The sequence below is a fragment of the Mycobacterium palustre genome, from assembly GCF_002101785.1.
Classification (GTDB): Bacteria; Actinomycetota; Actinomycetes; order Mycobacteriales; family Mycobacteriaceae; genus Mycobacterium; species Mycobacterium palustre.
This window is the reverse complement of record NZ_LQPJ01000075.1, coordinates 1-11718: the sequence shown is the minus strand read 5'-3', so window position 1 is coordinate 11718 and position 11718 is coordinate 1. Positions and strand designations below refer to the sequence as shown.

Below are 11718 nucleotides of genomic sequence, written 5' to 3'. Positions count from 1 at the left end.
TGACGGACATGGGCAACCACGACGACAAGCTGCCATGCAGCGCCGACCCCGACGACGTGGCGGTATGCCATCACGCCGCTATCTGCACCTACGCCGACTCCGAGGGACGCCTCGCGCGTGGTGGCCGAGATGCGCTGCGCGCGTTCCTGATCGCCGAGCCCGAGCCAGCCGACAGCGACGGTCACGGCTGCGGCTGCCGCCGTTGCACCGGCGTTGAGCGTCCGATGTCCGATGACGAAGCCGACGCTGTGCTAGCACACCTACCGCCCCGCGTGGCGACGCTCTACGAACTCGGCAAGGTCGACTTCCGCGGCTGCGCGGAGTGCGAACAGTGCGGGCGCATGGCTCCGTTGTTTACCGACTCCATGACCTCGCAGCCCGGCGTCCTCGCGCAGCGCCGCTGCGGACGTGAAAGCCGACGAGCTGCGCACGGTCGGCGCATCGCTGTTCGGGTGACACTGCAATGCTGCTCCGACTCCGGCGGAGCTGCGGCGGGCCTATCTGGCGTAATACCAGCTAAGGGTGTTTCACAGACGTTACTCAAATAACGCGCCGGATTACACGATGGCGCGACGATTATTCGGTACCGTGTCGCCTTGTGGTCCTTGCTTCCGAATTGTTAGCTGAGTCCGACCCAGACGTTGCCTACCGACGGACAATCCTGTCAAAGGAAATGAGCCACATGGTCGGCAGCGGGCTCCTCGGGTTTGGGATCGGTGCAGGCAAAATGCCTATGCCCCTGTTGCTTCTGGAATGGCGGCTGCCGCTTGTCGGGCATATGACCTTTGAGGACAATGAATTTCACGAAACCGACAGTGCAGGCTCGATGATTAAGCAGTCAGACTCATTTGACCGCCTTCTGTCTGAATCATTTGTCCGAGAGCTTCTTTCCCAACTCCAACCCGTTCGTTTGATCGCCCTGCCTCGACCTCTGCCGCAAGTCGCCCTCGGTACAGCCGCCCACTGCGGCGGTCCACTAGGACCTGGCACGTTTGGGGTGCATGTTGATAGAAGCGGGACGAAGGGGGTTCTCACCGCCGGGCATGTCTGTCCTCTGCTTAAGGGTCAACCGGTTCGCGCTTACGAGCCATCCGGTGTCGAGGTCGGCATCGTGACGCAGCGCATGTGCTATCAGTACGACACCAACGGAAATAAGATTCCGGCCGGTACTGACGTCGCCGACGTGGCGTTCATCCAACTCAGTGACCAGAGCGAACCGGCGCACTCGCTGACGGCGGCTCCGGCTAAGGAATGGGATGTCGTAACCGCGCACGGCTCAGTGACCAGCGGTCTAAGCTCTCATCTTCAAGCAGTTGGGTGTTCTATGGCGAGTGTCAGCCCCGATTGCGGAAACTGGGGTGAGGCCATGTTAACCCAACACGCCATATCCGCAGGTGGGGACTCTGGTGCAGCTGTACTGAACCGCTCCGGCCAAGTTGTCGGCCAGGTCGTCGCTGGTTATCCTGGCGTCTACACGGTGATACAAGACATCGAATACTTACTACGAGCAACGGGGGCCGTCTTGCGATGACGGCAAGAGTGAGACGAGCGATCGAGACCTTTGCCCGCCGCCGAATGGCGCGAGGCGAGCTTCTGACCTGGAAGTATGACGACGAAGCGGGTGTGACAACCTTCTACGTTCCCGACGACATCGAGGTTGTCGCGTTCCCCACCCAGATCGCTGGGGTGCGGACGAAGATCAAACGGCTGCCCCGGCCTGTTCCGTTGGGTAGTAGTACCGCCCAACGATGAACACAGGCGTTGCCAATTCATTCCTCGTATTTTGTGTCATCGCAGCAGCAGCCAGCCTCGGACTAGCGATTTTCTTTGGCATCACCGACTGGAAAGCAGCGGCAAGGGTACGAGATTTCGCCAAAAATGCGGTCGCGCCAACCTCGACCGCCGGGACGCAGAACCCACTGCAACCTCAAGCTGGCGGGCTGCCCATTGAAGCGATTGCCAAACTTGCCGAGGCCCTCGAAAAAATCAACCCGTCCGGCCGTTTCCTGGTTGCTGCCATAGCTTTTACTGCTGCTGCGACATTGGTGATTTCTGTCGGTGCGGCAAAGGGATAGATCGATCACAACAGCGGAGCCTGATAGGCAACCGTTCTCACGCATGACCCCTCTTAGTCGGCCCCATTGGCAACTTCTCGGAAACTCGGCGCGTCGATCAGTCGACCGCGGTAGGCTGCCATCGCGTTGAAATTGCTGTCTAGCTGGGATTTTTACTGGTGGGCGCGGACGGTATCGAACCGCCGACCGCTGGTGTGTAAAACCAGAGCTCTACCACTGAGCTACGCGCCCTGAACCCGGGGAAACGGGTCCGCCGCAGGCTACCCGCCGGGAACCCAAGCCCCAAAACTCAGGTTCGCAACGCCGCCAGCGCCTCGGTCCACAGCCGCTGGTCGCGGGACTCACCGGGCTGCTTCATCTCGGCAAACCGGATTATCCCCGAACGGTCGACGACGAAGGTACCGCGATTGGGATAGCCGGCGTCGGGGTTGAACACGCCGTAGGCCTGGCTGACGGCGCCGTGCGGCCAGAAATCCGACAGCACCGGGAAGGTGTAGCCGCTCTCCAGGGCCCAGATCTTGTGCGTGGGGGGTGGCCCCACCGAGATCGCCAGGACCACGGTGTCGTCGTTCTCGAAGTCCGGCAGGTGGTCGCGCAACCGGTCCAGCTCGCCCTGGCAGATGCCGGTGAACGCCAGCGGGAAGAACACCAACAACACGTTGCGGGCATCGCGGAACGAACTCAGGGTGACGGGCTGGTGATTTTGGTCGCGCAATGTGAAGTCGGGGGCGGTGGCGCCGACGGGCAGCATCAACGCTTCCCGGCCCGGGACTTCGGCTGCACCAGCCGGCTGGCGCTCCAGTCCCCGAGGTTGACCGACGACGTCGGCATCAGGCCGGCGGTGGGGGCCGCCTCGGCGATCTCGGCGGGCGGCACGTGCCCCGGCTTTCCGGTCTTGGGCGTCAGCACCCAGATCACGCCGTCCTCGGCCAGCGGGCTGATCGCGTCCATCAGGGTGTCCACCAGGTCGCCGTCGCCCTCGCGCCACCACAGCAGCACGACGTCGGTGACCTCGTCACTGTCCTCGTCGAGCAACTCACTGCCGCAGGCTTCCTCGACCGCAGCGCGGATCTCGTCGTCGGTGTCTTCGTCCCAGCCCCATTCCTGGACGACTTGGTCTCGTTGGATGCCCAGCTTGCGAGCGTAGCTCGGGGCGTGATCCGCCGCGACCACCGTGAAGCCTCCTTAAACCATCCGCGCACGTGCGATTCGAATTATCGTCGCACAGCCAGAACGCGGTCCATACCCTTGGCTCGCCGCGCGCATCAGAACGACGCCAGGCAGAGTTTCAGCGCCTTGGTCTTGGTGTCGTTGAGCTGGTCGACGCGCTTGTTGAACTCCGGTATCGACGCGTGGGTGCCGATGGCGTTGGCCACCCCGCGCGCGGCGTCGATGTAGGCGTTGAACGCGTCCTTCAGCTGCTGGGACAGCGCGTCGCTGAAGCTGTTGGAGACGGTGGTCGCGCTGTCGTTGAGCGCGCCGATGGCCGGGCCTTCGGTCGGACCGGTGTTGTGGCCCGCGTTGAACGCCGAGACGTAGGCGTTCACCTTGTCGATCGCGTCTTTGCTGGTGGTGGCCAGCGAGTCGCACGAGCTGTGCACCGCCCTGGTGGTCAGCGATTGCTGCCGCTGCGACTCCCGGATCCTCGACGTCGCCGATGAGGCCGACACCGACGCCGACACCGACTGCCGGTACGCCGGGGCGACGTTCGTATCGGGGGTCGCCGTGCCTTTCGTCACGGTCGTACAGCCGACGATGCCCATCACCACCGCCGCGACACAGCCGAGCGCCAAGGCACCTCGCTTGCGAAGATCCCCCACCTGCGCGCGAGGGACGGCACGCCATCCGATGAGCACGGTTGCTGACGTTACCGGGTGGCGATCCGGACCGCCCCCATAGACACCGTGTCGGTCTCGGCTACCCACCGATCACGCCGGTGCGGCACGATAGGGGGAGAGCACGCACACAGCGAAATCGCCGACTACAGGAGCGGAAGTTGACCACCGAGTTCGCCCGCCACGATCTAGCCAAAAACCCAAGCAGCGCAAGCGAACCCGACCGCGTTCGGGTGATCCGCGAAGGTGTGGCGTCCTACCTGCCCGACATCGACCCCGAGGAAACCTCGGAGTGGCTCGAATCCTTCGACGAATTGCTGGCGCGCTCGGGCCCGGCGCGGGCGCGCTACCTGATGCTGCGGCTGCTGGAGCGGGCAGGCGAGCAGCGGGTGGCGATCCCGTCGCTCACGTCGACCGACTACGTCAACACCATCCCCACCGAGCTGGAACCGTGGTTCCCCGGCGACGAGGACGTCGAACGCCGCTACCGCACCTGGATCCGCTGGAACGCCGCCATCATGGTGCACCGCGCCCAGCGCCCGGGAATCGGCGTGGGCGGCCACATTTCGACCTACGCCTCGTCGGCGGCGCTGTACGAGGTCGGCTTCAACCACTTCTTCCGCGGCAAGTCGCACCCCGGCGGCGGCGACCAAGTGTTCATCCAGGGCCACGCCTCCCCCGGCATTTACGCGCGCGCCTTCTTGGAAGGCCGGCTCAGCGCCGACCAGCTCGACGGTTTCCGCCAGGAGCACAGCCATCCCGGCGGCGGGTTGCCGTCCTACCCGCACCCACGGCTGATGCCCGACTTCTGGGAGTTTCCCACCGTGTCGATGGGGCTCGGCCCGCTCAACGCCATCTACCAGGCGCGGTTCAACCACTACCTGCACGACCGCGGCATCAAGGACACCTCCGATCAGCACGTGTGGTGCTTTTTGGGCGACGGCGAAATGGACGAACCCGAGAGCCGCGGGCTCGCGCACGTCGGCGCGCTGGAAGGCCTGGACAACCTCACCTTCGTGATCAACTGCAACCTGCAGCGCCTCGACGGCCCGGTGCGTGGCAACGGCAAGATCATCCAGGAGCTCGAGTCGTTCTTCCGCGGCGCCGGCTGGAACGTCATCAAGGTGGTATGGGGCCGCGAGTGGGACGCCCTGCTGCACGCCGACCGCGACGGCGCACTGGTGAACCTGATGAACACCACCCCCGACGGGGACTACCAGACATACAAGGCCAACGACGGCGGCTACGTGCGAGACCACTTCTTCGGCCGCGACCCGCGCACCAAGGCGCTCGTCGAGCACATGACCGATTCGGAGATCTGGAACCTCAAGCGCGGCGGCCACGACTACCGCAAGGTCTACGCCGCCTACCGCGCGGCCGTCGACCACAAGGGCCAGCCGACGGTGATTTTGGCCAAGACGATCAAGGGCTACTCACTGGGCGCGCACTTCCAGGGCCGCAACGCCACGCACCAGATGAAAAAGCTTGCGCTGGAAGACCTTAAAGCCTTCCGCGACTCGATGCGCATCCCGATCAGCGACGCCCAGCTCGAGGAGGATCCCTACCTTCCGCCCTACTATCACCCCGGCCCGGACGCCCCGGAGATCCGCTACATGCTCGACCGGCGCCGCACGCTGGGCGGCTTCGTGCCCGAGCGCCGCACCAAGGCCAAGGCGCTGCGGCTTCCCGGCCGCGACACCTACAAGGCCCTGAAGAAGGGCTCGGGCAACCAGGAGGTCGCCACCACCATGGCGACCGTGCGGACGTTCAAAGAAGTGATGCGCGACAAGGAAATTGGGCCGCGCATCGTGCCGATCATCCCCGACGAGGCGCGCACCTTCGGGATGGACTCGTGGTTCCCGTCGCTGAAGATCTACAACCGGCTGGGTCAGCTGTACACCGCCGTGGACGCCGACCTGATGCTGGCCTACAAGGAAAGCGAGGTCGGCCAGATCCTGCACGAGGGCATCAACGAGGCCGGTTCGGTGGGCTCGTTCATCGCGGCCGGCACCTCCTACGCCACGCACAACGAGCCGATGATCCCGATCTACATCTTCTATTCCATGTTCGGGTTCCAGCGCACCGGCGACGGGCTGTGGGCCGCCGCCGACCAGATGGCGCGCGGCTTTCTGCTCGGGGCCACCGCGGGCCGCACCACGCTGACCGGTGAGGGCCTGCAACACAACGACGGCCACTCGCTGTTGCTGGCGGCCACCAACCCGGCGGTGGTCGCCTACGACCCGGCGTTCGCCTTCGAGATCGCCTACATCGTGGAGAGCGGCCTGGCGCGCATGTTCGGCGAGAACCCCGAGGACGTGTTCTTCTACATCACCGTCTACAACGAGCCCTACGTGCAGCCGCCCGAGCCGGAGAACTTCGATCCCGAGGGCCTGCTGCGCGGCCTCTACCGCTACCGGGCCGCCACCGAGCAGCGGTCCAGCAAGGCGCAGCTGCTGGCCTCCGGAGTCGCCATGCCCGCCGCGCTGAAGGCGGCCGAGCTGCTGGCCGCCGAATGGGACGTCGCCGCCGACGTGTGGTCGGTGACCAGCTGGAGCGAGCTGAACCGCGACGGCGTGGCCGTCGAGAAAGCCAAGCTGCGCCACCCGGACCGGCCGGCCGGCACCCCCTACGTGACGCAGGCCCTGCAGGACGCCGGCGGCCCGGTGATCGCCGTTTCGGACTGGATGCGCGCCGTGCCCGAGCAGATCCGGCCGTGGGTGCCGGGCACCTTCGTCACGCTGGGCACCGACGGCTTCGGGTTCTCCGATACCCGCCCGGCCGCGCGGCGCTTCTTCAACACCGACGCCGAATCGCAGGTCGTCGCGGTGCTCGAGGCGCTGGCGCGCGACGGCGAGATCGACCCGTCGGTGCCCGTCGCGGCCGCCCGCCAGTACCGGATCGACGACGTGCAGGCCGCGGCGGGGCAGTCCGGCGACGCCGGCACCGCGACCTGACGGCCCAACGTCCCCCCGCCGACCCGGCCACGCCTTGGCGGAATCTGCCAGAAAACTGGCGTAGGTTTTAGGGGTGAACGACAATCCCTTCGCCGGCCCGTTCGCCTCCAACCGGCCGCGGTCGCCGCTGGAGCTGCTCAACACGGTGCCCGAATCGCTGCTGCGCCGGCTCAAGCAGTACTCGGGACGGCTGGCCACCGAGGCGGTCTCGGCGATGCACGAGCGGCTGCCGTTCTTCGCCGACCTGGAGGCCTCCCAGCGGGCCAGCGTGGCGCTGGTGGTGCAGACGGCCGTCGTCAACTTCGTCGAGTGGATGCACGACCCGCACAGCAACGTCAGCTACACCGCGCAGGCCTTCGAGCTGGTGCCCCAGGACGTGACCCGCCGGATCGCGCTGCGCCACAGCGTGGACATGGTGCGGGTCACCATGGAGTTCTTCGAGGAGGTCGTGCCGCTGGTCGCCCGCTCCGAGGAGCAGCTGACGGCGCTGACCGTCGGGATCTTAAAGTACAGCCGCGATTTGGCCTTCACCTTCGCCGGCGAGTACGCCGACGCCGCCGAGGCGCGCGGCACCTGGGACAGCCGGATGGAGGCCAGCGTCGTCGACGCCGTCGTCCGCGGCGACACCGGGCCCGAACTGTTGTCGCGGGCTGCGGCGCTGAATTGGGACACGACGGCGCCGGCGACGGTGGTGGTCGGCATCCCGGTGCCCGGCCACGACGGTTCGGACGGCGCGGGCGGCACCCAGCGCGCCAGCCAGGACGTCCGCGACATCGCCGCCAAGCATGGCCGCGCGGCGCTCACCGACGTGCACGGCACCTGGCTGGTGGCGATCGTGTCGGGTCATTTGTCACCGACCGATAAATTCCTGGGGGACCTACTGAATGCGTTCTCCGACGGCCCGGTGGTCATCGGGCCCACGGCGCCGATGCTCACCGCGGCCTACCACAGCGCCAGCGAGGCGATCTCCGGGATGAACGCCGTGGCGGGCTGGCGCGGCGCGCCGCGGCCCGTGCTGGCGCGGGAACTGCTGCCCGAGCGGGCCTTGATGGGCGATGCGTCGGCGATCGTCGCGCTGCACACCGACGTGATGGGGCCGCTGGCCGAAGCGGGCCCCACGCTGGTCGAAACCCTTGACGCTTTCTTAGATTCTGGCGGCGCGATTGAAGCTTGCGCCAGGAAGTTGTTCGTTCATCCAAACACCGTGCGCTACCGACTCAAGCGCATCACCGACTTCACGGGGCGCGATCCGACCCAGCCCCGCGACGCATATGTCCTGCGAGTGGCCTCGACGGTGGGCCAGCTCAACTACCCGACGCAGCCTCCCAGCGCCGCCAGCACCACGGTGGCACCGGTTCCGCCGCCGGTCAGAGGGGGTATCGCCGGCTCGGCCTAGCGCGAGTGACCCAGCGCACAGGTCGCGGCACGATATCAAACGGGTAGCTTCAAGAGCGATTTTGTAAGGTGTATACAAAAACCTAAGACGAGGTTCATAATCTGTTACACCCGCCAAAACCGTTTCCACAGTGTTCTCTTAGACACGTGATCGCATTGCTTGCGCCCGGACAGGGTGCGCAGACGGAGGGGATGCTGTCGCCATGGCTGGAGCTGCCGGGCGCAGCCGACCAGTTGGCCCTGTGGTCGAAGGCCAGTGGCCTCGACCTGGTGCGCCTGGGCACCACGGCGTCGACGGAGGAGATCACCGACACCGCCGTCACGCAGCCCCTGGTCGTGGCGACCACGCTGCTCGCCCACCAGGAGATGACCCGCCGCGGCCTGCTCGCCGACTCCGACCTGATCGTGGCCGGCCACTCGGTCGGTGAGATCGCGGCCTACGCGATCGCCGGCGTCATCGGCGCCGACGACGCCGTCTCGCTGGCCGCCACCCGCGGCGCCGAGATGGCCAAGGCCTGCGCCCTCGAGCCCACCGGCATGTCCGCGGTGCTCGGCGGCGACGAGGCCGAGGTGCTGAGCCGCCTCGAGCAGCTCGAGCTGTTCCCCGCCAACCGCAACGCCGCGGGCCAGATCGTCGCCGCGGGCCCGCTCGGGGCGCTGGAGAAGCTCGCCGAGGACCCGCCGCCCAGGGCGCGGGTGCGCGCCCTGGGCGTGGCCGGGGCGTTCCACACCAAGTACATGGCTCCGGCTTTGGACGGCTACGCCGCTGCGGCGGCCGCGATCGCCACCGCCGAGCCCACCGCCACGCTGCTGTCCAACCGCGACGGAAAGCCGGTCAAGTCGGCGGCGGCCGCGATGGACACGCTCGTCGCTCAGCTGACCCAGCCGGTGCGCTGGGACCTGTGCACGGAAACCATGCGTGAGCACGACCTGACGGCGATCGTGGAGTTCCCGCCCGCGGGCACTCTGACCGGTATCGCCAAGCGCGAACTTCGGGGGGTTACGGCGCGTGCCGTCAAGTCGCCCGCAGATCTGGACGAGTTGGCCAACATTTAGACCGCCCGCTTCTGCCAGGAACAATCACAACTGCAAACGTCAATCCGATTTGCACACAACACATTACGAAGGGAATAGGCCGTGGCCGTTACTCAGGAAGAAATCATCGCCGGTATCGCCGAGATCATCGAAGAGGTGACCGGTATCGAGCCGTCCGAGGTCACCCCGGAGAAGTCGTTCGTCGACGACCTGGACATCGACTCGCTGTCGATGGTCGAGATCGCGGTGCAGACCGAGGACAAGTACGGCGTCAAGATCCCCGACGAGGACCTCGCCGGCCTGCGTACCGTCGGTGACGTCGTCGCCTACATCCAGAAACTCGAGGAAGAGAACCCCGAGGCCGCCGAGGCGCTGCGCGCCAAGATCGAGTCCGAGAACCCCGAGGCCGTGGCCAACGTCAAGGCGAGGATGGAAGCGGACAGCAAGTGACCAAGCCTTCCACTGCCAATGGCGGTTACCCCAGCGTTGTGGTAACCGCCGTCACGGCGACGACGTCGATCGCGCCGGACGTCGAGAGCACGTGGAAGGGTTTGTTGGCCGGCGAGAGCGGCATCCGCGTCCTCGAAGACGAGTTCGTCACCAAGTGGGACCTGCCCGTCAAGATCGGTGGCCACCTCAAGGAGCCCGTCGACAACCACATGGGCAGGCTCGATTTGCGGCGCATGTCCTACGTCCAGCGGATGGCCAAGCTGCTGTCGGGTCAGCTCTGGGAGGCGGCGGGCACCCCCGAGGTCGACCCCGACCGCTTCTCGGTCGTGGTCGGCACCGGCCTGGGTGGCGCCGAGCGGATCGTGGAGAGCTATGACCTGATGAACGAGGGCGGCCCCCGCAAGGTGTCGCCGCTCGCCGTTCAGATGATCATGCCCAACGGCGCCGCGGCGACCGTCGGGCTGCAGCTCGGCGCCCGCGCCGGCGTGATGACCCCGGTGTCGGCCTGCTCGTCGGGCTCGGAGGCCATCGCGCACGCGTGGCGCCAGATCGTGATGGGCGACGCCGAGGTCGCCGTCTGCGGCGGCGTGGAGGGCCCCATCGAGGCACTGCCCATCGCGGCGTTCTCGATGATGCGCGCCATGTCGACCCGCAACGACGAGCCCGAGCGGGCCTCGCGCCCGTTCGATAAGGACCGCGACGGCTTCGTTTTCGGCGAGGCCGGGGCGCTCATGCTCATCGAGACCGAGGAGCACGCCAAGGCCCGCGGTGCCAAGCCGCTGGCTCGGCTGCTGGGCGCCGGCATCACCTCGGACGCCTTCCACATGGTGGCCCCCGCGGCGGACGGCGTGCGCGCCGGCCGCGCGATGACGCGGGCGCTGGAGCTTGCGGGCTTGTCTCCCAAGGACATTGACCACGTCAACGCGCACGGCACGGCGACGCCGATCGGTGACACCGCCGAGGCCAACGCCATCCGGGTGGCCGGTTGCGACAAGGCCGCGGTCTATGCGCCCAAGTCGGCGCTGGGCCACTCCATCGGCGCGGTCGGCGCGCTGGAATCTGTCCTCACGGTATTGACCCTTCGGGACGGCGTCATACCGCCAACCTTGAACTACGAGACACCTGATCCGCAGATCAACCTGGATGTTGTCGCGGGCGAGCCTCGCTACGGCGAATTCCGTTACGCGATCAACAACTCGTTCGGCTTTGGCGGCCACAACGTGGCGCTCGCATTCGGGCGCTACTAGAGCCGCACAGCACGGAAGGAACCTTGGCAACACCCATGACAGAGCTGGTTACCGGGAAAACGCTCCCGAATGTCGTCGTCACCGGCATCGCCATGACGACCGCAGTGGCGACCGACGCCGAAAACACCTGGAAGTTGTTGCTGGACGCCCACAGTGGCATTCGCAAGCTCGACGACCCGTTCGTCGACGAGTTCGACCTCCCGGTTCGTATCGGTGGGCACCTGTTGGAGGAATTCGACAGCCAGCTGACGCGCGTCGAGTTGCGCCGGATGGGATATCTGCAACGGATGTCCACCGTGTTGAGCCGGCGGGTCTGGGAGAACGCCGGCTCGCCCGAGGTCGACACCGACCGGCTGATGGTCTCCATCGGCACCGGGATGGGCTCGTCGGAAGAGATGGTCTTCAGCTACGACGACATGCGCGCCCGTGGCATCAAGGCCGTCTCCCCACTGGGTGTGCAGAAGTACATGCCCAACGGCGCGGCCGCGGCCGTGGGCCTCGAGCGGCACGCCAAAGCCGGTGTGATCACGCCGGTTTCGGCATGTGCGTCGGGTTCGGAGGGCATCGCCCAGGCGTGGCGCAACATCGTGTTCGGTGAGGCCGACATCGCGATCTGCGGTGGGGTGGAGACCAAGATCGAAGCCGTGCCGATCGCGGCGTTCGCCCAGATGCGCATCGTGATGTCGACCAAGAACGACGACCCCGAGGGCGCCTGTCGCCCGTTCGA

General features: G+C 66.5%; 12 protein-coding genes, 1 tRNA gene and 1 pseudogene. 10 read left to right on the top strand and 4 right to left on the bottom strand.

The genetic code is table 11. The features are described 5' to 3' along the window. Window positions 1-8: 8 nt before the first annotated feature. From AWC19_RS28950 to AWC19_RS28945, 4 genes are all read left to right on the top strand, one after another. Window positions 9-548 (top strand): hypothetical protein, encoded by a 540-nt coding sequence (locus AWC19_RS28950; protein ID WP_142281060.1) that lies wholly within the window; start codon window positions 9-11, stop codon window positions 546-548. A 125-nt stretch (window positions 549-673) separates the two neighbouring features. Next, complete coding sequence (locus AWC19_RS07550) at window positions 674-1531, top strand: trypsin-like peptidase domain-containing protein (protein ID WP_085077451.1); 858 nt, start codon at window positions 674-676, stop codon at window positions 1529-1531. 92 nt (window positions 1532-1623) lie between these two features. Continuing rightward, complete coding sequence (locus AWC19_RS31150) at window positions 1624-1752, top strand: hypothetical protein (RefSeq protein WP_264072504.1); 129 nt, start codon at window positions 1624-1626, stop codon at window positions 1750-1752. Then, entirely contained in the window at window positions 1749-2075 is a 327-nt protein-coding gene (locus AWC19_RS28945; protein ID WP_142281059.1) for a hypothetical protein, read from the top strand. The genes AWC19_RS31150 and AWC19_RS28945 overlap by 4 nt, the downstream gene beginning before the upstream one ends. Window positions 2076-2231: 156 nt before the next feature. Here the strand turns inward: AWC19_RS28945 and AWC19_RS07545 are convergent. From AWC19_RS07545 to AWC19_RS07530, 4 genes are all read right to left on the bottom strand, one after another. Next, window positions 2232-2306 (bottom strand) — tRNA-Val (locus tag AWC19_RS07545). A gap of 58 nt (window positions 2307-2364) precedes the next feature. Further along, complete coding sequence (locus AWC19_RS07540; protein WP_085077450.1) at window positions 2365-2826, bottom strand: peroxiredoxin; 462 nt, start codon at window positions 2824-2826, stop codon at window positions 2365-2367. Then, window positions 2826-3248: a DUF3052 domain-containing protein gene (locus AWC19_RS07535; protein WP_085077449.1), complete on the bottom strand. Its 423-nt coding sequence runs from the start codon at window positions 3246-3248 to the stop codon at window positions 2826-2828. The genes AWC19_RS07540 and AWC19_RS07535 overlap by 1 nt, the downstream gene beginning before the upstream one ends. 92 nt (window positions 3249-3340) lie before the next feature. Next, the gene (locus AWC19_RS07530) at window positions 3341-3931 is read right to left on the bottom strand and encodes a hypothetical protein (RefSeq protein WP_085077448.1); all 591 of its coding nucleotides are present in this window, start codon (window positions 3929-3931) and stop codon (window positions 3341-3343) included. 140 nt (window positions 3932-4071) lie between these two features. On the opposite strand from AWC19_RS07530, the gene aceE reads away from it, so the two are divergent. The 6 genes and pseudogenes from aceE to kasB all read left to right on the top strand — a co-directional run. Continuing rightward, the gene (aceE, locus tag AWC19_RS07525; RefSeq protein ID WP_085077447.1) at window positions 4072-6864 is read left to right on the top strand and encodes a pyruvate dehydrogenase (acetyl-transferring), homodimeric type; all 2793 of its coding nucleotides are present in this window, start codon (window positions 4072-4074) and stop codon (window positions 6862-6864) included. A 73-nt stretch (window positions 6865-6937) separates the two neighbouring features. Further along, a complete protein-coding gene (locus AWC19_RS07520; protein ID WP_085077446.1) occupies window positions 6938-8260 on the top strand; it encodes a PucR family transcriptional regulator in 1323 nt (440 codons plus the stop codon). Window positions 8261-8406: 146 nt separating this feature from the next. Beyond that, the gene (locus AWC19_RS07515) at window positions 8407-9315 is read left to right on the top strand and encodes an ACP S-malonyltransferase (RefSeq protein WP_085077445.1); all 909 of its coding nucleotides are present in this window, start codon (window positions 8407-8409) and stop codon (window positions 9313-9315) included. An 81-nt stretch (window positions 9316-9396) separates the two neighbouring features. Further along, the gene (gene acpM / locus AWC19_RS07510; RefSeq protein WP_085077444.1) at window positions 9397-9744 is read left to right on the top strand and encodes a meromycolate extension acyl carrier protein AcpM; all 348 of its coding nucleotides are present in this window, start codon (window positions 9397-9399) and stop codon (window positions 9742-9744) included. Then, entirely contained in the window at window positions 9741-10991 is a 1251-nt protein-coding gene (kasA, locus tag AWC19_RS07505; protein WP_085077443.1) for a 3-oxoacyl-ACP synthase KasA, read from the top strand. The genes acpM and kasA overlap by 4 nt, the downstream gene beginning before the upstream one ends. Before the next feature lie 35 nt (window positions 10992-11026). Next, a pseudogene (gene kasB / locus AWC19_RS07500) lies at window positions 11027-11718 on the top strand (3-oxoacyl-ACP synthase KasB); the annotation flags it as partial.

Coding starts and splice junctions, on each gene's coding strand:
- AWC19_RS28950 (WP_142281060.1), top strand. CDS start 9: ATGGGCAACCACGACGACAAGCTGCCATGCAGCGCCGACCCCGACGAC.
- AWC19_RS07550 (WP_085077451.1), top strand. CDS start 674: ATGAGCCACATGGTCGGCAGCGGGCTCCTCGGGTTTGGGATCGGTGCA.
- AWC19_RS28945 (WP_142281059.1), top strand. CDS start 1,749: ATGAACACAGGCGTTGCCAATTCATTCCTCGTATTTTGTGTCATCGCA.
- AWC19_RS07540 (WP_085077450.1), bottom strand. CDS start 2,826: ATGCTGCCCGTCGGCGCCACCGCCCCCGACTTCACATTGCGCGACCAA.